Origin of the sequence: Nitrosospira sp. Nsp13 (genome assembly GCF_900101945.1) — a bacterium.
Lineage (GTDB): Bacteria > Pseudomonadota > Gammaproteobacteria > Burkholderiales > Nitrosomonadaceae > Nitrosospira > Nitrosospira multiformis_D.
This window is the reverse complement of sequence record NZ_FMVD01000003.1, coordinates 236,791-256,959: the sequence shown is the minus strand read 5'-3', so window position 1 is coordinate 256,959 and position 20,169 is coordinate 236,791. Positions and strand designations below refer to the sequence as shown.

At 51.9% G+C, this 20,169-nt stretch carries 19 protein-coding genes; 8 read left to right on the top strand and 11 right to left on the bottom strand.

The annotated features are described in order from the left end of the window. The first annotated feature begins 3 nt into the window (after positions 1-3). From BLO43_RS06040 to BLO43_RS06025, 4 genes are all read left to right on the top strand, one after another. Positions 4-756 (top strand): MotA/TolQ/ExbB proton channel family protein, encoded by a 753-nt coding sequence (locus tag BLO43_RS06040; protein ID WP_090906279.1) that lies wholly within the window; start codon positions 4-6, stop codon positions 754-756. Continuing rightward, entirely contained in the window at positions 756-1,175 is a 420-nt protein-coding gene (locus BLO43_RS06035; protein ID WP_090906278.1) for an ExbD/TolR family protein, read from the top strand. The genes BLO43_RS06040 and BLO43_RS06035 overlap by 1 nt, the downstream gene beginning before the upstream one ends. Before the next feature lie 104 nt (positions 1,176-1,279). Then, a complete protein-coding gene (locus tag BLO43_RS06030) occupies positions 1,280-1,801 on the top strand; it encodes a FecR domain-containing protein (protein WP_090906277.1) in 522 nt (173 codons plus the stop codon). Between the two features lie 126 nt (positions 1,802-1,927). Beyond that, positions 1,928-2,629, top strand: coding sequence for a type 1 glutamine amidotransferase (locus BLO43_RS06025; RefSeq protein WP_175443874.1), 702 nt, complete (start codon positions 1,928-1,930; stop codon positions 2,627-2,629). A gap of 32 nt (positions 2,630-2,661) precedes the next feature. On the opposite strand, the gene BLO43_RS06020 is transcribed toward BLO43_RS06025, so the two are convergent. The 5 genes from BLO43_RS06020 to BLO43_RS06000 form a co-directional block, all read right to left on the bottom strand. Then, complete coding sequence (locus tag BLO43_RS06020; protein WP_090906276.1) at positions 2,662-3,147, bottom strand: YajQ family cyclic di-GMP-binding protein; 486 nt, start codon at positions 3,145-3,147, stop codon at positions 2,662-2,664. 71 nt (positions 3,148-3,218) lie between these two features. After that, a complete protein-coding gene (locus tag BLO43_RS06015) occupies positions 3,219-4,460 on the bottom strand; it encodes an argininosuccinate synthase (RefSeq protein WP_090906275.1) in 1,242 nt (413 codons plus the stop codon). A gap of 216 nt (positions 4,461-4,676) precedes the next feature. Then, positions 4,677-5,618, bottom strand: a complete 942-nt coding sequence (gene argF / locus BLO43_RS06010; RefSeq protein WP_090906274.1) for an ornithine carbamoyltransferase — start codon at positions 5,616-5,618, stop codon at positions 4,677-4,679. A 91-nt stretch (positions 5,619-5,709) separates the two neighbouring features. Continuing rightward, on the bottom strand, positions 5,710-6,882 hold the full coding sequence (locus BLO43_RS06005) for an aspartate aminotransferase family protein (protein WP_090906273.1): 1,173 nt from the start codon (positions 6,880-6,882) through the stop codon (positions 5,710-5,712). 270 nt (positions 6,883-7,152) lie between these two features. Next, positions 7,153-9,132: an aminotransferase class I/II-fold pyridoxal phosphate-dependent enzyme gene (locus BLO43_RS06000; protein WP_090906272.1), complete on the bottom strand. Its 1,980-nt coding sequence runs from the start codon at positions 9,130-9,132 to the stop codon at positions 7,153-7,155. 358 nt (positions 9,133-9,490) lie between these two features. On the opposite strand from BLO43_RS06000, the gene BLO43_RS05995 reads away from it, so the two are divergent. Beyond that, positions 9,491-10,897: an NfeD family protein gene (locus BLO43_RS05995; RefSeq protein WP_090906271.1), complete on the top strand. Its 1,407-nt coding sequence runs from the start codon at positions 9,491-9,493 to the stop codon at positions 10,895-10,897. Between the two features lie 111 nt (positions 10,898-11,008). After that, positions 11,009-11,782 carry a slipin family protein gene (locus tag BLO43_RS05990; protein ID WP_074631635.1) on the top strand — a complete coding sequence of 258 codons (774 nt, stop codon included), beginning with the start codon at positions 11,009-11,011 and terminating at the stop codon, positions 11,780-11,782. Positions 11,783-11,949: 167 nt separating this feature from the next. Here the strand turns inward: BLO43_RS05990 and rpsT are convergent, their stop codons facing one another. Beyond that, positions 11,950-12,213 carry a 30S ribosomal protein S20 gene (rpsT, locus tag BLO43_RS05985; protein ID WP_074631634.1) on the bottom strand — a complete coding sequence of 88 codons (264 nt, stop codon included), beginning with the start codon at positions 12,211-12,213 and terminating at the stop codon, positions 11,950-11,952. A 210-nt stretch (positions 12,214-12,423) separates the two neighbouring features. Here rpsT and murJ point away from each other — a divergent pair, with 210 nt between their 5' ends. Further along, the gene (gene murJ, locus BLO43_RS05975) at positions 12,424-13,962 is read left to right on the top strand and encodes a murein biosynthesis integral membrane protein MurJ (protein ID WP_090906269.1); all 1,539 of its coding nucleotides are present in this window, start codon (positions 12,424-12,426) and stop codon (positions 13,960-13,962) included. A 521-nt stretch (positions 13,963-14,483) separates the two neighbouring features. Then, positions 14,484-15,371 (top strand): MlaA family lipoprotein, encoded by an 888-nt coding sequence (locus BLO43_RS05970; protein WP_090906268.1) that lies wholly within the window; start codon positions 14,484-14,486, stop codon positions 15,369-15,371. A gap of 241 nt (positions 15,372-15,612) precedes the next feature. On the opposite strand, the gene htpX is transcribed toward BLO43_RS05970, so the two are convergent. The 5 genes from htpX to BLO43_RS05945 form a co-directional block, all read right to left on the bottom strand. Continuing rightward, positions 15,613-16,494, bottom strand: coding sequence for a protease HtpX (gene htpX / locus BLO43_RS05965; protein ID WP_090906267.1), 882 nt, complete (start codon positions 16,492-16,494; stop codon positions 15,613-15,615). Positions 16,495-16,581: 87 nt separating this feature from the next. Continuing rightward, positions 16,582-17,070 carry a disulfide bond formation protein B gene (locus BLO43_RS05960; protein ID WP_090906266.1) on the bottom strand — a complete coding sequence of 163 codons (489 nt, stop codon included), beginning with the start codon at positions 17,068-17,070 and terminating at the stop codon, positions 16,582-16,584. 469 nt (positions 17,071-17,539) lie between these two features. Continuing rightward, positions 17,540-18,214, bottom strand: a complete 675-nt coding sequence (locus tag BLO43_RS05955) for an epoxyqueuosine reductase QueH (RefSeq protein ID WP_090906265.1) — start codon at positions 18,212-18,214, stop codon at positions 17,540-17,542. Positions 18,215-18,288: 74 nt separating this feature from the next. After that, positions 18,289-19,536 (bottom strand): THUMP domain-containing class I SAM-dependent RNA methyltransferase, encoded by a 1,248-nt coding sequence (locus BLO43_RS05950; RefSeq protein ID WP_090906264.1) that lies wholly within the window; start codon positions 19,534-19,536, stop codon positions 18,289-18,291. Further along, complete coding sequence (locus BLO43_RS05945) at positions 19,514-19,888, bottom strand: DUF423 domain-containing protein (protein ID WP_074631628.1); 375 nt, start codon at positions 19,886-19,888, stop codon at positions 19,514-19,516. Before BLO43_RS05945 ends, BLO43_RS05950 begins: the two co-directional genes overlap by 23 nt. Positions 19,889-20,169: the final 281 nt, after the last annotated feature.

The following is a 20,169-nucleotide window of genomic DNA, read 5'->3' as shown; positions in this document are numbered from 1 at the left end:
CTAATGGAACAAGGACTCGGATTCTCACACTTTCTCGCCCAGGTAGATGGCGTCGGTATCAGCGTACTGGTACTACTGCTGGCACTTTCGGTGGCAAGCTGGTACCTCATACTCACCAAGAGTATTTCCAACTATCTGACGGGACGGCACGCCGACGCTTTTCTCAAGCGCTTTTGGAGCGCCAGTTCATTGCAAGAGGTAAATTCGACCTTGAAAGAAGGCTCCGACAATAATGCATTTGCCCAACTTGCGCAGCTTGCGATGAATGCCGCGGTTGACTCCGAAAAACACGGCTTGCAGAAACTGGCTGCAGCGGGCGGAGCAAGCGAGTTCATTACACGCGTACTGCGCAATGGCCTTGATCAGGAAGCGACCCGCGTCGAGAACGGTCTTACGGTGATTGCCTCGGCGGGTTCGGCAGCTCCCTATATCGGTCTATTCGGCACGGTATGGGGCATTTACCACGCGTTGGTACAAATCGGACTTTCCGGTCAGGGTACCCTGGACAAAGTAGCTGGTCCGGTGGGCGAAGCGTTAATCATGACGGCGCTGGGATTGGCTGTGGCGATTCCGGCGGTATTGGCCTACAATACATTTGTGCGGCGCAACCGGATATGGCTGGCGCGTCTTGATGCCTTCGCGCATGATTTGTTCGTATTGATCGCCGTTGGAGCCAAAACGAATAGCTCCGCAGGAGATGAGCGTCAACTGCGCGTAGTTGCCCCCATGATTACCCCCAGTGAAAGGAGGTTGTAATGGCATTTGGCAGCATGAATGGCGGTAGCCGCCAGGCACCAATGACCGAGATTAATGTCGTGCCGCTGGTGGATGTGATGCTGGTACTGTTGGTAATCTTTATCATTACCGCGCCATTGCTTACACATTCGGTTAAAGTGGATCTGCCCAAGGCATCGAGTAGTCCGAATATCACTAAACCGGAGCATATCGAATTTGGTCTTCGAGACGATGCAAGCCTCTATTGGAATGGTGAACCCGTGACGATGGATCAACTCGCACCGCGTTTCGCCGCAACGGCAAAACAAGACCCCAATGTCGAACTCCACATCCGTGCCGACAAACATGTTCACTACGAGTATGTGGCAAGGGTTATGTCTATTGCGGCGAAAGCCGGACTGGTACGAATCGGATTTGTTACCGATCCGTCGCTACAGTAGCAACCGCTAGGCATGGCTAGAATCAGAACATCGCTTGCTGGAAATTCGATCGTTGTCTGCCTGATTCCTGGCAAGCAATTTGCGACCTCGGCGGCCATGACTCTATGCCTGTCGTAATGCGGTTTCGCGGTTGGCGCCGCTTTCTGATAAATCTTTCAATTGTCGCCGCGGCCCTGTTTCTGGGCCTTGTGTCATGGCTTATCGCCAAACCCACAGCAACGCGCTTGCATGAAACCGTGCCGGGAGAACGCATGACCTTCGCTGCGACGCCCGATATCGATATCAGCCTGGATGCCGACAGCACCGTAACAATCACCAACACTGAACCTCCACGCGTCGAATTACTGCGGGGCAACGCTTATTTCGACGTCAAGGGTCATGACGTCGGCAAACTGCAGGTAAAGGTGGGTACCACCTATATAAGAGATATCGGCACGCGCTTTAGTGTCAGCAAGCGAACGGATGGCGGCAGCGTCGCCGTCGCGAGCGGACAGGTCGAGATCCAGGTGGAGACGGGAAAGTACCTGGTTGGCGCTCATGAACGAGCAGATTTCAATAATACGAGCGTTACCGGACAAAGGGTCATCGCTGAAGCAGATATCGCACCATGGCGTCCCCGCCGGTAGCAGATACGCTGCCGCACTGCCTGACGAAAAACCAGCAGCACCCTGTCGCCGTATTTCTTTCCTGGCGGTTCAACCGTCACTTTCTTTACGCATGTATCACAGCGGATAACGAACGAGCGCACTCCCATGAAACCCGTTGCCATCTTCAGGCAATTCCCCACTGAAGGTCCGGGGTATTTCACTACGTTTCTTGATTCACATTCCATTCCATGGCGGCTCGTGAAGATCGATGCCGATGAGACGCTTCCGGTGAACGCAAATCAGTTCCGTGGACTGGTATTCATGGGGGGTCCCATGAGCGTGAACGACGATCTACCTTGGATTGCACCGGTACTTGCACTCATCCGGCAAGCGGTAGCGAACGATATCCCGGTATTGGGCCACTGCCTTGGCGGGCAATTGATGTCAAAGGCACTGGGCGGCACGGTAAGCAAAAGCCCGATCAAGGAAATCGGGTGGGGCGAGGTCAGCGTCGCGGATAACGCTGTTGCCCGCGAATGGTTCGGAGAAGCATCCAGATTCGAGTCGTTCCACTGGCATGGTGAAACCTTTACGCTTCCCGACGGCGCGACTTGCCTGCTTTCCAGCCCCTATTGCAAAAATCAGGCATTCGCGTTGAATATGCACTTGGGAATGCAGTGCCATGTCGAAATGACTGAAGACATGGTAAAAGCTTGGTGCGAAATAGGTGCTGACGAAATTGCCGGCAGTTCCGGACCGGCGGTGCAATCGGCAGCGGCTATACAAACGGATCTGCTCAACCGGGTGTCAGCACTCAATCAGATCGCCCATCGCTTATACGGAAAATGGATTTCCAGCCTGATATAGCAAACTATTCTGGTGCAGAATAAACTTGTAAGTTATTCACGGAAATTCTGAAATTGCAGCGGAAATTCCGTGATCGACTTCTTTATTAGTTGTATTGCTTCTTGCAAGGTATCGCGCTTCGCGCCTGAAATACGCACTGCCTCACCCTGAATGCTGCCCTGTACCTTGAGTTTGCTGTCCTTGATAAGCCTGATAATCTTTTTTGCCAGATCGCTTTCCACCCCGGTTTTAACCGTGACTTGCTGTTTAGCTTTATTGCCGCTGACTTTTTCTACCTCCCCCTTGTCCAGGCAGCGCACGTCTACACCGCGCTTCGCGAGCTTGGACATCAGAATGTCCAGTACCTGGCTCAGCTTGAATTCATCATCAGCATAAATAGTAAGCGTATAGTCCGTCTGCTCTACACGCGCATCGGACCCCTTGAAATCAAAACGCGTGCCGACCTCCTTATTCACTTGGTCGATCGCGTTTCTGATTTCCTGTTTGTCCACTTCTGAAACAATGTCGAATGATGGCACCAACGCACTCCTTCAATTACCCATGGCAGCATGCTTGACCCCGAAGGCAAAACCAAATCGTAAGCCGCTAATTATTTTCTGCTTTTCAAATTTTCCGCAATACGCATGCGTAGCGCATTCAACTTGATGAATCCCGCCGCATCGGCCTGGTTGTAGGCGCCCTTATCTTCCTCGAAGGTGGCAATGCGCGGATCAAACAATGAGTCCGTTTTGGAGTCTCGTCCAACTACGATCACATTACCTTTGTAGAGTTTCACTCGCACCCAACCGTTTACATGGCTTTGGGATGCATCAATCATGGTTTGCACCATTCTGCGCTCCGGACTCCACCAGTAGCCGTTGTAAATCAGGGCAGCATAACGTGGCATCAACTCATCCTTCAAATGCGCCACCTCCCGGTCGAGGGTAATGGATTCAATGGCGCGATGAGCACGCAGCATTATAGTACCGCCGGGGGTCTCGTAACAGCCGCGGGATTTCATGCCGACATAGCGGTTTTCGACCAGATCCAAGCGTCCGATCCCATGCTTGCCGCCTAATTGATTGAGTTTGGCGAGCACGCGCGCGGGAGAGAGCTTTTTCCCATTCAAGGCGATGATATCGCCTTGCTTGAACTCCAGATCGAGGTATTCCGCCTCGCTGGGCGCCTTCTCTGGCGAGACGCTCCAACGCCACATCGATTCTTCCGGCTCCTGTGCAGGATCTTCCAGAATACGGCCCTCATAGGAGATATGCAGCAGATTGGCGTCCATACTGTAAGGAGAGCCACCCTTTTTCTTCATTTCCACCGGGATGCCATGCTGTTCCGCATAGTTCAGAAGCTTCTCCCGGGAGGTAAGATCCCATTCACGCCATGGCGCGATCACGCGGATATCGGGTTGGAGCGCGTAGTAGCCGAGTTCGAAGCGCACCTGGTCGTTACCCTTGCCCGTTGCACCATGCGAAACTGCGTCTGCTCCGGTTTTACGCGCAATTTCAATTTGCCGCTTGGCAATCAGCGGGCGGGCAATACTGGTACCGAGCAGGTACTCTCCCTCATACACAGTGTTGGCGCGGAACATGGGAAAAACAAAATCGCGCACGAATTCCTCGCGCAGATCGTCGATGAAAATTTCCTTCACTCCCAGCTGTTTTGCCTTTGCGCGCGCAGGCTCTACTTCCCCCCCTTGGCCGATGTCCGCGGTGAAAGTAACAATTTCACACTGGTAGGTATCTTGCAGCCATTTCAGAATCACCGAGGTATCAAGTCCGCCAGAAAAGGCTAAAACGACCTTGTTAACCTTGGGTGCACCACTATTCTTAATTTTTTTCATGCTTGACTCATGGGTAAAAATTCTCGGAATCGTTCTCAATTGCTGTACTTCAGGACTCTTGGAGTATAACTCTGCGGGCCTTGGCACTTTAATTCAACTCCGGCAAACTGCCAGGGTGTGCTTCACTATTGATTAAGCGTAAAAATACGCCTGACATAAAGATCCATTGCTTAGATCCATCGCTTTTATGAATCCGATTGATTACAAAGCATAACGCTAGAATTTGGAATTAGCAGAAGCACCGCTTAATCTTCCCAACAACAAATATTCCATTAATGCCTTTTGTGTGTGCAGGCGATTCTCAGCTTCTTCCCATACGATCGACTGCGGACCATCAATGACTTCCGCAGCCACTTCTTCGCCCCGATGTGCCGGCAGGCAATGCATGAACAAAGTTTCTTTCTTGGCACAGGACATCATTTCAGCATCCACGCGAAAATTGGCAAAGTCTTTTTTCCGCTCTTCGGTTTCGGCTTCGAAACCCATACTGGTCCAAACGTCCGTGGTGACAAGGTCGGCATCTTTTACAGCATCATGTGGATCGGCGAATTCCTCATAGTGACCGGTTCCATAAAGCCCGGCTCGTTCCGGCTCGACTTCATAACCAGGTGGGGTCGAGACGTGTACGTTGAAATCGAATACTTCCGCCGCCTGAAGCCAGGTGTTGCAAACATTGTTGGAATCCCCGATCCACGCCACGGTCTTGCCCGAAATGCTTCCACATCGTTCGATGAACGTAAAAATATCACCCATGATTTGACAGGGGTGATACTCGTCAGTCAGTCCATTGATCACCGGGACTCGCGAATGTGCGGCGAATCGCCTGATAATATCGTGCTCATAGGTACGGATCATGACAATATCCACCATGCGTGAAATGACGCGCGCCGCATCTTCCACTGGCTCGCCGCGCCCTAACTGGGTATCTCGGGTGGAGAGATAGATCGCCGCACCGCCCAGTTGGTGCATACCCGCTTCGAACGATAAGCGGGTGCGAGTCGAATGCTTGTCGAAAATCATCGCCATGGTACGATCTTCCAATGGCCAGTACCGGCGGTATTGCTTGAACTCATGCTTGATCCAGCGCGCCCGCTCGAACAGATACTCGAATTCTTCCCGGGAGAAATCATTAAACTGTAAAAAATGATTGATCTGCATAATTATTCCTGAATCATGGATGGAGACCTTCGAAGCCGGAAACATGAACTGAGGACTTCATGTTTCACTTTTTCATGATTCTGATTCTCCGTCATGCCATCAGGAATTCCTTCACCAGCGCGGACAAGGTATCCACCACTTGCTCCGCCTCGCTCCGTTGCATCACGAGCGGCGGCAACAGGCGCACCACCTTATCCGAGGTCACGTTGATCAGCAGTCCTCGTTTTAACGCTTCTTTCACAAGCTCGCCGCAAGGTTTGGAGAGTTCGATACCGATCATCAATCCCTGTCCCCGGATTTGTATGACATCAGGCAAGCCGGCCAGTTGTGCTTTAAACATACTGCGCATGAAATCACCCACTTCCATCGCATTTCTCAGCAAATCATCTTCTTCGATTACCTCAAGCGTGGTAAGTGCAGCGGCACAGACCAGGGGATTACCGCCGAAAGTAGAGGCGTGATTACCGGGCTTGAATACTTCCGCTGCGGTACCCTTCGCAAGACAAGCACCGATGGGGACACCCGAACCTAAACCTTTAGCCAGCGTTATTACATCAGGCATAATGCCGCTGTGTTGAAAGGCGAACCATTTACCGCTACGGCCGATCCCGCATTGCACCTCGTCCAGCATCAGCAGCCAGCCGTTCTGATCACATAGATGACGCAAACCTTGTAGGTAGCTTGCCTGGGGCACATTGACCCCCCCCTCGCCCTGATAGGGTTCAACCAGTATTGCGACAATATTCTTGTTGTGCACACCCACTTGCGTCACGGCTTCCAGATCATTGTAGGGTACCCGCGCGAAACCGGTGAGCAATGGCTCGAAACCAGCCTGCACCTTGCGATTACCGCTTGCGGTCAACGTTGCCATGGTGCGTCCATGAAAGGATTTTTCCATTACGATAATGGTGGGCAGATCGATATTTCGGCCATGACCATAAAGCCGTGCCAGCTTGATCGCCGCTTCGTTCGCCTCCGCGCCTGAATTGCAGAAAAAAGCGTTGTCCATACCTGACAATGCCGCCAGCCTGCTGGCCAGTTGTTCCTGTCTGCCTATATGGTAAAGATTGGAGGTATGGATAAGCGTCCCGGCCTGCTTGCAAAGCGCCGCGACAAGTTTTGGATGACAATGTCCCAGACCACATACCGCAACGCCCGCAAGCGCATCGAGATAACGCTTCCCCGTTTCGTCCCACAGCCATACGCCCTCCCCTCGGGCAAAAGTGACGGGGAGCTGCAGGTAGGTGTTCATCAAATTTGACATAAGCGCGTCTCTATAAATACAAATTTTATGGTGATACTACATCCCTGTCATTGCATATCAGTAAATATATGTGCCGCGCAAAAATTTCTTGCGTGCCCTGAGCCGGCACCCGGTTGGCAATAAACTGACTTGGATTTCCAATTTAGAAAGATGCTCATAATCCTGGAAACACCTCACCTATAAACAAACATGTTTTCCCAGCGCCAGAATGCAGCACGGCGGCATGAGCCGCCGTGAACTGTTTGTTTCTTGCACAATCTGTATCTTTACCTATTTAACCAGCTTTTTCAAGCCTTTTTCCTCAGCGGCCGTCAGCAGCCGCAAACACGGCAGGTACCCATCATAAACGATCCCATGCACTTCAACACGTTTCTGTGAACGCAACATGCTCACCAGATATTGTACGACCGCTTGCGTGATGGTTTGTCCCGGCACCAGCACGGGTATGCCGGGCGGATAAGGAGTGATCTGATCCGCGCATATTCTGCCATCCAGATTGTTGTTTACTCTTTCCTGCTCATCCAGCAGCGGCATCAGTTCACCCCCACAGTAGAATGCATCACGCGGCAGATATCTCAGATCGGTAAAACCGGGAATTTCCGGAGTCTGATAGAGCCGGCGGGGCGCGCGGCCTTCTCGCGCAATGCGCATCAGCGCATCGTAGAGCCGCGAAACCTTGCTGCGGGTGGTGCCGATGGTAAGCAGTAGCGTCAGGGTATTGAATGTGGATTTTTCCACCTGAATATTATAACGCTCGAACAATTCCCGGATTAAATCCTCCACCGTGAAGCCGCAGCGGGAAATGTCAACGGTGACCTTGGTGGAATCAAGCTGAATATTGTCATGCTTGACTTCGTCAGGCAGCAAATCAGGCAGCTCCAGTACCCGGAATACCCCAGTGGAATTGATTTGCGTACGCACTTCCTTCGCCAGCTCCAGCGTGCGGGAGAGCAGTTTGTACCCTTCCAGCATCGCCTGCTTGCGTGCCACGTCAAGGCTTGCAATCATGCTGTATTGCGGACTGGTGGATGTATGCATGTTGAAGTTCTCCCGAAACAGATGCTCTTTGAAGCCGGGGTCGTTGACATGAATCATGCTGGATTGAGAAAAAGCCGACAGTACCTTATGCGTACTCTGGGTAGCATAGTCTGCGCCCGCTTCCATTGCGGTTGGGCGAAAAGCCGGATGAAAACGGGCAAATCCGTACCAGGCTTCATCAATGATCACTTTGATTCCTTTGGCGTGCGCGGCCTCGATGATGGGCGGCAAGTCGTAACGCAGACCATCGTACGTACAACTGGTGAGTATGAGCGCCTGTGCATCCGGATGTTCTTCAATGGCGTTGAATAAAGTCTGCTTTGGCACCGGTCCATAAACACTGAATTTCTTGTTGACCGACGAGTCAAGATAAATCGGATGGGCACCGGACAACACGACACCGTGATGCACGGACTTGTGGCAATTCCGATCCAGCAACAACTTCTCGCCGGGAGCGAGCAACGTCTGGAATATCACCTTGTTCGCGGTGGAAGTACCGTTGGTGGCAAAAAAGGTACGCCGTGCCCCGAATGCCTTTGCCGCAATCTTCTGCGCCTCCGCAATCACGCCGGAGGGTTCCATCAGCGAATCAAGCATCGGTACCGACACCGACAAGTCCGCACGAAAAATATGCTCACCAATGAACTGATAGAAATCACTGGCCCAAGGACTGTCACGGAGCGAGTCACCGGAAGAATGCCCCGGCGTATGCCAGGCATCTTTTGCCATGAGCACATAACTTTTGAGCTGGTCATAAAACGGCGTGCGTGCTTTTTCCTGAAGCTGAGCATTGAGAATGCGGTACATCCCCCGATAATCACGCTCCTCACGGTAAAAGTAGCCGTCCACCGTTTCGGAAAAGAGCGCATCCACCACTTCATCCTCTTTTTCCTGTGCGATCAAGATATAGATGTCCAATTCCGGACGAAATCGGGTGATTTTCTGTACCAGCGTCAACGCCGTCATTTGCAAGTTACGCGATCCCTTTTCACCGTTTTTCAGGGTATAGAGCGTATCGTCGACTACCACCGATTGAATGTCGCCATCCTGCTCGATTGCCTGCAGTGCTTCGCGCGCGGTGGTAACACCGGCAAAAGTGATACCTAACGGATTTTCCAGGGATTTAGCCGCCGCATTCAGCCCCTTGATAAGTTCCTTTAATATCAGTTTCTCATCGTTGATGACGAGAATCCGGCTGACTGGTCTCTTCATGAAATACTGCTTTCAATATAAAAACCGCTTTATGCGCTAAAACCACATTGATTGCAAGCACAGAAAGAGATTTCAACCCAGATAATCCATCAGGACGCGAGATGATGGTGAGGCAAGGTTGCGAGGCAGTTTTGCCGGTTGGGAGAAATCCATCGCCGGGTCTATGGACGCCACGCCAGTGGCAAAAACGGCGGCGAAAATGGCCGCAAACGGACCGTCAGTATTCGCGTAGGCTCGGGGGGCTGTTTAATGGATTATCCGGGTTCAAGTCAGGCACCCTGCAGCAACATTGCTGGTGCACACTCCGCATTGTGGTGACCGAATGCAGTCAAGACTGAAACGGTCTATATTAAGAAACATGAAACCGATCATTTCTGTTTCGCATTATGTTGTGGCGATGATGCTGCTTCTTCTGCTGCCAACTCTCGTTCTGGCTGCACCGGTGATAGTACTGAAAGTACAGGGTCCGATCGCACCGGCCAGCGCTGACTTTATCGAACGCGGTTTTCAACGTGCCGCCGAAGAGAAGGCATTACTCATCGTGTTGCAACTGGATACACCCGGCGGCCTCGATGGCTCGATGCGACAGATCGTGCGCGACATTTTGGCATCACCGGTCCCCGTAGCGGTTTTTGTGGCACCGGGCGGAGCACGGGCAGCCAGTGCCGGGACCTACATTCTTTATGCCAGCCACATTGCCGCGATGGCTCCAGGCACCAATTTAGGGGCGGCCACACCCGTTCAGATCGGTGGTTTGCCGGAATCGCCCGAGCCTTCAACCGGGCCCAAAACCAAGCCGAAGCCATCACAGGGCTCACCCGCGGCACAGCCGGACGAGAGCCACGATCAGAATGCAAAAGATGACAGCGTGCCGCCGCAAGATAAGATGTCGCGCAAAATGATCCATGACGCCGCCGCATACATCCGTGGGCTTGCGCAAATGCGCGGGCGCAATGCGGAATGGGCGGAGCGAGCTGTGCGCGAAGCGGTAAGCCTGTCAGCGACTGAAGCGCTGGATCTCAAAGTCATCGATTATGTTGCTACTGACGTGGCGGATCTATTGAAACAGGTAAATGGCAGACAATTCACCATACTGGGTCAGAATCTCACCCTGGACACGGTTCCGGCCACGGTGGAAATCGTCGAACCCGATTGGCGGACGCAATTACTGGCGGTAATCACCAATCCCAGCGTGGCATATATACTGATGCTTATCGGCATATACGGACTTTTCTTCGAATTTTCCAATCCCGGGTTTGTATTACCCGGTGTGGCAGGCGCTATCTGCCTGCTGCTTGCCATGTACGCATTTCAGCTGCTGCCGGTGAATTATGCCGGCCTTGCCTTGATCCTGCTAGGTATCGCATTCATAACAGCGGAAGTCTATCTATCAGGCTTTGGCGCATTTGGCATGGGCGGCATTATTGCTTTTGTCGTCGGCTCACTGATGCTGATTGACACCGATATGCCGGGCTACGGCATTTCCTGGCCCGTGATTGCCGGAATCACGCTAGCCAGCGGATTATTCCTGATCTCCGTCATCGGCATGGCGCTGAAGTCGCGGCGTAGCCCCATTGTCAGTGGCCGTGAAGAATTGATCGGCGCCGTGGGAGAGATGCTGGAAGATATCTCGGGAGAGGGTATGGCGCGCATTCATGGCGAAATATGGAATGTACGTTGCGCCCAACCTCTAATCCAGGGACAGAAGGTGCGTGTAACAGGAATGGACGGTCTGGTTTTACAGGTCACTTCAGCGGAGAAATAATCCTCAGTCTGACAAAAGGCGAGGTGGAGCGAAAAGCCTTTGTGGATCAAATCTCTAAACTGAAGAATGAGCAGTCAACTGTTGGATTCAGGATAATCAAAGGAGGCATTCATGTTCGCCAACTTCGGATTTGGTACCCTTGTCATTATTCTCATCGTGCTGTTTACGGCATTTCGCATCTTGCGGGAATATGAACGAGGCGTCGTATTCATGCTTGGCCGCTTCCACAAGGTAAAAGGTCCGGGCTTGATCCTGATAATTCCCGGCATTCAGAAAATGGTACGAGTCGACCTGCGCACTGTCGTAATGGATGTACCCAGCCAGGACGTGATCTCGCGGGACAATGTCTCGGTGAAAGTCAGTGCGGTGGTGTACTTTCGCGTAGTCGATCCGCAAAGAGCCATCATTCAGGTGGAGAATTTCCTTGCCGCCACCAGTCAGTTCGCGCAAACAACTCTGCGCTCCGTGCTGGGCAAGCACGAGCTCGATGAGATGCTGGCGGAACGCGAGAAACTCAACATGGACATCCAGAAGGCGCTTGATATTCAGACCGACGCCTGGGGCATCAAGGTCTCCAACGTCGAGATCAAGCATGTGGATATCGACGAATCCATGATACGCGCCATTGCCCGCCAGGCGGAAGCGGAGCGCGAGCGGCGCGCCAAGGTCATTCATGCCGAAGGTGAATTGCAGGCATCGGACAAATTGATGCAAGCGGCACAAGTTCTTTCTCAGCAAACCGGCGCGATGCAACTGCGCTATCTACAGACCCTCACCAACATCGCTACGGACAAATCCAATACCATCATTTTTCCAATACCGATGGATTTGGTATCGGCACTGACGGATTCCCTCAACCGTAATCCCAAGAAGACCTCTGAATAAATCCTCTGCGGCGTGCCACTGACAAGCCAAGGATATATTCGATGACCCCCAGGTTTTCCGAAAATAGCGGCACTGGCAATGCACAAACGAAGGGTAAACGAAAAGAACGGAGAGAGCGAAGAAGTCCGGTGAATTCTGGACTTCTTTTCTTGAATGCGATTAACCGATCAGGCCATCGCCTTGATAGCGGCAGACAAGCGACTCTTGTGACGAGCAGCCTTATTTTTGTGGATGATTCCCTTATCGGCAATCGAATCGATGGTGCCAATGGACGCCGCGAACGCAGCTTGTGCGACAGTTTTGTCGGTGGTCCCAACAGCCTTCCTCACATGCTTGATCGCGGTGCGCAATTGGGAACGCAGACTGGTGTTGTGGTCACGTTGCTTAACATTTTGTCTCGCACGTTTTCTCGCTTGTGCACTATTGGCCATGTAAATTCCTCGAAATTGACGATTGCTTAAAATCTTTGAATATTACGGATATTTTCACCATATTGCAAGGAAAAACCGCGCGGCCCACCCTCGTCAATTGAACTGGCGGCGCGAAAATCCAGCGAAAATCCATCTGAATCCGCGGTTGTTCCGAAGCAAAATCAGTGATACGCGGCCACAACAGAAGCATTCAGGTTAACATACTCCCCCATGAATCTGCTCAAAACCCTTGCCACCGTTAGCGGGATGACGCTGATATCCCGTATTTTGGGGTTTATACGCGATGTACTGATCGCGCGTATTTTCGGTGCCGGAATCGCGACTGATGCATTCTTCGTTGCCTTTCGCATTCCCAACCTGCTGCGCCGCCTGTTCGCAGAGGGTGCGTTTTCGCAGGCATTCGTGCCCATACTTGCAGAATACAAAAATCGCCGCACCCCGGAAGAAACACGTGAATTAATCGATCATGTCACAACACTGCTGTCGATTACGTTATTCCTGGTTACATTGATAGGTATCATCGCCGCACCCCTCATCATATACGTAAGCGCGCCGGGATTCGCGGCCAGCCCGCAGAAATTCGAGCTGACAGTCGAGCTGCTGCAAATTACCTTTCCCTACATCCTGTTCATCTCATTGGTCGCCCTGGCAGGAGGGGTACTCAATACTCACGGCAAATTTTCGGTACCGGCACTCACCCCGGCATTGTTGAACCTGTCGTTCATCGGCTGCGCTTTGTGGCTTGCGCCATTCATGGATCCACCGGTACTTGCGCTCGCCTGGGCAGTATTCATCGGAGGCATGCTGCAGCTCGCCTTCCAGGCACCATTTCTAATGCGTCTCAAGCTGATGCCGCGTCTGCGGCTGAAATCCCCTGATACCGGTGCATGGCGCGTACTTAAGCAAATGGGTCCTGCGGTGTTTGGCGTCTCCATCGGACAGTTGAGCTTGCTCATCAACACAATATTTGCCTCATTCCTTATTACGGGCAGCGTATCGTGGCTCTACTACGCCGACCGGTTGATGGAATTCCCGGCCGGCCTGCTGGGTGTCGCGCTGGGAACAATACTGCTGCCCTCATTGTCCCGCCACTACGCCGACAATAGCACTGAAGAATATTCGCGCCTGCTGGACTGGGGCCTGCGCCTGACCATGCTGTTAACGCTACCTGCAGCGCTGGCGCTGGCGCTGCTCGCCACTCCGCTTATCACCACGCTATTTTATCACGGCGAGTTTTCCGTCAATGATGTGTGGATGACGCGTAATGCGCTGGTGGCTTACAGCTTGGGACTGTTGGGACTCATCCTGGTAAAGGTGCTCGCTCCCGGATTCTACGCACGGCAAAATATCAAAACACCCGTGAAAATCGCCATCATCACGCTTATCGCAACCCAGTTAATGAATCTCGCATTTATCATGCCATTGCGCCATACGGGGCTGGCGCTATCCATTGGTCTGGGTGCGTGCCTCAATGCCGGGTTGCTCTACTACAAACTGCGTAGCCAACAGATTTATCAACCCCAACCGGGATGGGCAATTTTTCTGGCCAAGATATTGATGGCGCTCACAGCGATGGGTGGCGTATTGTGGTTTGCCTCGGGTAGCGACGCGTCATGGTTGCTGGCCCCCGCCCTGGAGCGCGCTGCCCGGTTGGCATGGGTAGTAATATCCGGCGCTCTAAGTTACTTCGCTATGTTATGGCTGCTCGGTTTCCGTCTCAAGAATTTCACGCGACGCGACTCAATATAAGCCGAAGCCGAAGTTGAAACAAAAGCCGGAATAAAATCCGCGTGCCCATGCCCGCCGATACCTGCAATCATTCATCACCGCAGTGCAATTTCCTTCCCCTAATTGTGCATCTCAGCCGTAAAGACAGCATGTTCAAATTACCGTTTCCTCTCCAAAGCTAACGCCTCTAATTCCTTTCACAGAACCCACATTAAGAATCACAATAATAAATAATATATACTGTTAAATTATAAACTTATAGAATCTATTAAATATTTGTCATTGGCATCCAGAATCATGGTAAGAACTCTTTTTAAAATCGCATTTTACTGGCGATGGTACGCAAAAATGGAAGTTGCACCACACATTAGAAAAAAATTCATTTTTAACCTGAATTAGCCATATAATGGCGACGCTTACTTTGTGCTAGCTGCACATAATTATATATTTTAAACATGGCCCACCTCGTCAGATCTTCCACCTTATCATTATTCCTTCTGGGATTTCTTCTTAGCGGTTGCGCCACAACCAATAAGAGCGCAATGACTAGCGAGAGCGTTTCGGCTAATAGCGCTGCCGCCACGAATGCTTCGGCTGACTCTGGCGCCGCCGCTACGAGCGTGCCGACTGATACGAGCGCTAGCACCAGTACTTCGGCTGACACAAGCACAAGCGCTTCAGCCGAGAAGAGTGCCGCAACCAATAGTGAAAAAAGCGCGCCGGAATCAGTAAGCGGTCCCGTATTCAAAAATGGCGCGCCGACCGCCTATCCGAAATATACTGAAAAGAAAGACCCGTGGGAACCCGTGAATCGCAAGATATTCGGGTTTAATGAGTCGGTTGACGATTATGTGTTCAAACCGGTGGCGAAGGGCTACAAGTGGTTGGTGCCTGATCCGATTGAAACGGCGGTGGGAAATATTTTCTCCAATTTGAATGATGTCCCGGTAACAGTTAATAATCTGCTACAGCTCAAATTCAGTAATGCACTGACGAGTACAACGCGCTTTCTCGTCAACAGCACCCTTGGCCTTGCGGGCATAGTTGACGTGGCTAGCGATATTGGCCTGGAAAAGCGCGACGAAGACTTCGGACAAACCATGGGCTATCATGGTGTCGGGAGTGGACCTTATCTGGTGTTGCCCTTTCTTGGTCCCAGCACGACTCGAGACGCTGGCGGCCGTGTGCTTGACTTGGCTACCGATCCGGTTTTTATAGGCAGCTTCTTTGTAGCACCTTTTATCGGTCCCATAGTTGGCGGAACCCGGGCCACCGATACACGCGCCGGATTGCTTAAATCCGAGAAAACGCTGGATGAAGCCGCATTGGATAAATATGAGTTCGTACGTGATGCCTACCTCCAGCGGCGCCGCAGTTTAGTGCATGACGGCAATCCGCCCAAGAGCAAAGAAGATATCGAAGAAGATTGAGCGATCCTGAATATTCAGGATCGCAGTGTCCCACTCCGGGTAAAGAAGTCCGCGCGCTTTACAAAACAGAGCGCGACGCGGGAGCGGACTCTTACTCGGGGGAGGAAATACCTCCCTCCCCCGCTAACCTGTGTATGCTCAAATCAAACTTATTTTTTGAATTGAGTCTTGTCTCAAAAAAATGGCGGGATTTATAATGCTTTCCGCCGTTTATCCCAAGAATATAAGTTAAACCCCTAAATCAGGACATTGCACGTAATGCTGCGATACGTGCTTCGAGTGGCGGGTGCGACATGAACAGGCCCTTGAGGCCACCCTCTCCTCCGGAAATGCCGAATGCCGCCAACCTCTCCGGCAGCTGCGATGGTTCATGCCGTTGTTTAAGGCGTTCCAATGCGGCAATCATTTTGTTCCTGCCAGCCAGTTGCGCACCGCCCGCATCGGCACGAAACTCGCGCTGGCGGCTGAACCACATGACTATCATGCTGGCAAGTATTCCCAACACCATTTGGGCCACTAAAGTGGTGATCAGAAAAGCCGGACCGTGGCCCCGCTCGGTTTTAAACACAACCCGATCCACAAGGTGGCCGACCACTCTCGATAGAAAAATCACGAAGGTATTGACTACACCCTGAATCAGCGCAAGTGTTACCATATCGCCGTTTGCGACATGGCTTATTTCATGCGCAAGTACCCCTTCGATTTCATCTTTCTGCATGCTATGTAGCAGACCGGTGCTAACAGCCACCAGCGCATCATTGCGGTTCATGCCGGTAGCAAAGGCATTCACGTCGGGCGCATCATAAATCGCCACTTCCGGCATGCCAATTCCCGCACGATCGGCTTGGCGCTTGACAGTTTCCACTAGCCAGCGTTCGGTTGGATCGGAAGGCTGCTCAATCACCACCGCGCCAGTCATACGCTTTGCACTCCACTTGGACATGGCAAGGGAAATCAGCGACCCGCCAAATCCAATCACTCCTGCCATGATAAGCAGAGAATTGAAATCTATGCCGCTACCCTCCGCATCCAAAATGCGGTCCACGCCTAACAGACGCAGAGTAATACTCAGCACCAACAGAATCGCCAGATTAGTAATTACAAATAAGAAAATTCGTTTCATAAAGGTAGATTCCGTTATCCGTATAAGAGACAGATGGTAAATGGGGCTGCGCATTCAGTTTTCAAGTGTGAGACTGCTCTCTACGACCTATTGCGACCGGCAAAAAAAGATATAAACCGCCAAGCCACCAAAGATCAAGAAAAAAATCGCCGACCAATCCGGAAGATTGAGCGATGCGAATTTCCAGATCGCATCTGCGCAGTCTCCGTTTGCTTCGAACATGGTGGGCCACCATCGCGCAATGGGCAGAGCATTCAAGAACTTTTCTTCCGGGCTGATACCGCATTCGAATGCCTCGGGGTAGCGCACTAGCCACGCTTGACGCAGCGCAACCACTGCCCCGGCGAATGCGAAAACCACCATCGCACCACTGTATATCCGGCGGACCATTACCTGGGGATTATGGAGAAACGCCAATAGTGCAGTTAAACCCACTAACCAATAGGCCACACGCTGCACGACGCACAATGGGCACGGCAAAAGGTTTTTTATCAGCTGAAGATAAAGGGCGTAGCCGATCAGGCTGGCACAGCTTAGAAATATCAATAAAAAAAACGCTCTTATTCCCGGCTTCATCGACTAATTATCCTAAATCCGGTAGTTGGACGGGGTGAAGTGCGCGGTTTTTGGGGTACAGGGCAAGGCCCCGTAGCAGGCTCGCCCAAAAGGTGAGAATCAAATAACAAAGAAATTCTTTATGAATCATCATTCTAGAGTGATAAATGAGCGATCAACTACCACATTTAGGATTATATGGCTGTTAAGATCTAGCGGCCTGCCGGGCTTAGCAGAAGGTTGGAATTTCCCTTGATGCCTGGCCGCTGATAGCGCGAATTAGATTCGGTAAATCCAAAGATCGTGACCATCTACGTCTGGTAGCGGGCAATCAGGGTGAAGACAGTCTGCCTCGTTTTTAGCGAGCGTTCCACCATTGCCTTGGCCATAATTATTCTTACAGAAGTTCGGGCCAAATGGCTAAACGGATGGGGCATGCCGTTCCAGGACGCCGGTGAATACAGCCTGACGTGGGACATATTGCAGCCTGCTACTTTGACGGCTCTTTCTCCGCAGCTGGAGAGCCATAGAATTGGGTGCCAAGCTCAATCAAGGCGCGGCCCTGACCTCGCCGGTGCCGATTGGTATCCCGCAAGGAATAAACACAGCCGCAATATTCTTGCTGGTAAAACTCTTCGCGCTTGCTGATTTCAATCATGCGTGCCGAGCCGCCGCCTTTTCTCCAATTGAAATCCCAATAGGTGAGTCCATCATAACGTCCCGCCGCACGGCGACCGCAATCATTGATCTGCTCCATGTTCTTCCAGCGCGAGATACCGAGTGAGCTCGTCATCACAGGAAAGCCATTCTCGAACGCGTACAACGCCGTACGCTCGAAGCGCATGTCGAAGCACATGGTGCATCGAATGCCGCGTTCGGGTTCCCATTCCAACCCTTTGGCGCGGGCAAACCAGTTTTCCTTATCATAGTCGGCGTCGATGAATTCGATCCCATGCTTATCCGCAAATCGGACATTCTCATCTTTTCGCAGAAGGTATTCCCGCTCGGGATGTATGTTCGGGTTGTAGAAGAAAATCGTGTAGTCGATATTGGAGGCCAGCATGGCTTCCATGACCTCTCCCGAACAAGGCGCGCAGCACGAATGCAGCAACACCTTCTTGTGGCCGCCCGGAGGAATAAGGTTTGGTCGTTTCATTTCATTCATGGCAACAGGCTATCAGACTTGCGCGTAATTTTCCACCGACAGACACGCACGATTCTTCAAGTCCGACAGGCTGCTTAGTCTATCTGGTGTGTAGTATCCGTTTCTCGAACCCTCCGCATTCCACCCGCAACCATTTTATATTCCAGCAAACGGCATTCCAGGGCGCCGTTGAACAGAGGCGTGCGACGTGAGGCGGTCAAGCGTATACATTTTGGCAGAAGCGGATCAGCGGTAAAAATATAAGCGTTCCAGCCACTGAATTTTTTCTTCAACACATCTCCCAGTTTCGGATAAAACTCCAGAAGCCTTTCCGACTCACCCAGGCGAACCCCGTAGGGAGGATTGGTGACAAGAAAACCCATCGGTGCGGGTGCTGAGATTTCCAGCACATTCGCCTGCTTCAGGGTGACAATCTCGGAAAATCCCGCAGCGGATAAATTTGCACGAGCATCCGCCAACACGTCACCATACAAATCGCTGCCGAATAAGGGCTGGTTGACTACCGGTTTTTGCCGCGCCGTGGCGGCATCCTTAAGCTGAACCCAGAGTTTTTCATCAAATTTCTTCAGCTTCTCGAAAGCAAAACTGCGCCCCGCTCCAGGGGCGATATTTAATGAAATTTGCGCTGCTTCCAACAGAAAGGTACCGCTGCCACACATCGGGTCGAGCAATGGAACGCCTGGCTGCCAACCCGTCAGATTCAAAATTCCGGCAGCCAGATTCTCCCTTATGGGAGCGTCTCCGGAAGTTTTTCTTAGACCGCGCTTGAATAATGCATCGCCGGAGGTGTCCAGATATAAAGAAAACTTCCGAGCATCAAGAAAGCCGTGAATGCGTATATCCGGCCGCACCGTATCCACGCTGGGACGGCCACCGGTAATCTCGCGAAATTTGTCGCAGACCGCATCCTTGATTTTTAGAGTGACAAAATCGAGACTGCGCAGCGGGCACTTGATCGCAGCCACATTAACCCGGATAGTAAGCGCGGGAGCAAACCATTCATTCCACGGCAAGGCGCGAGCGATCCTATATACGTCAGTTTCACTCGCATAGGGCTGGCTTGCAACCTGCCAAAGAACACGGCTGGCAATGCGGCTTTCCAGATTAGCCCGGTAGCAGATTCGCCAGTCGCCCTGAAACTGTACCCCGCCATCGTGTCCTCGCACAGAAGACGCACCGAGTTGTTCCAGTTCGGTGACGAGTACGGACTCCAGTCCGCGCGGGCAAGGAGCGAAAAAATAATGAAGCGTCACTGCTGCAATGGCATTACCGGTACCACCAGGACTACGACAGCATGGCTCATTTTTCAGACCATACGCCATAAGCGAGCATCGCCCATGCACTCAGAAACGCAACACCGCCAAGCGGCGTTATCGCGCCGAGTCCACGTATCCCCGTCAAACTCAGCACATACAGACTGACTGAAAACAGAATGATTCCCGCGACCATCGACCAGCCCGAGAACACGATCAGTCTGGATTTCGGAAAATGCAGCAATATCAGACCCACCGCGAGCAGGCCCAGCGCATGATAAAAATGATACTGTACTCCCGTTTGATATACCGCGAGCATGTCAGTGGAAAGTCTCTGTTTAAGACCATGCGCGCCGAAAGCGCCGAGAGCTACGCACAAAAATGCATTGATAGCGCCGAGCATGAGGAAGGTTCTTGGCATTGGAGATAATTTTCCTGGCAAAAAAGGCTAAACAAAATAAAGTAGCCGGGGAATCGTATAGATTAATACTGAAAAGTAGTACCTGGCGTACTGAGGGTTGATGCGGGGTATCAGGCATATCTCAAGTCTGCATTACCGCACCCTAAATGTCCACAATGATCGCGAATTTTTTATAATCACATTGATGCCCGCGTTGGGGCGCGTCGGATACGCCATACTAGGGCCTGTTAACACGTATTTTGCACCCGCGTTTTTCTGTGCGCAACCCGAAGGGACGGGAC